The organism is Maritimimonas rapanae (assembly GCF_057837205.1).
In genome coordinates this window covers 1-362 of sequence record NZ_JBYQFI010000008.1, presented here as the reverse complement: position 1 = coordinate 362, position 362 = coordinate 1, and the positions used below count along the sequence as shown (strand labels likewise).

Sequence of the window (362 nt, the reverse complement as noted above, 5' to 3'; positions counted from 1 at the left end):
GGTAGTACATCCTATTGGGTAAGTCAGACCGATGGTAATAGTTGCGAGAGTGCGAGGTCTGAGATTGTAGTAATAGTGAATGTTTTACCGAGTACACCGACAGTTTCCAGTGTAATACAGCCTACTTGTGTTGTTAATACAGGAACTATTATATTTAATTCTCAAGCAGGAGTAGAATACAGCATAGGTGGGGCTTATCAAGCAAGCCCAACATTTTTGGGGTTATCTGCTAATAATTACACATTAACAGTTCGTGATACAACAACTGGATGTACTAGGGATGCGACAAGTACCGTAACGATTAATTCTCCACCTACACCCCCAGCAGCACCTACAGCAAGTGCTACTGTTCAGCCTACGTG

1 pseudogene is annotated in these 362 nt (G+C 42.5%); it reads left to right on the top strand.

What is annotated here, in order from left to right:
- Positions 1 to 362 (top strand): annotated as a pseudogene (locus AC3IF2_RS13230) (hypothetical protein); the annotation flags it as partial.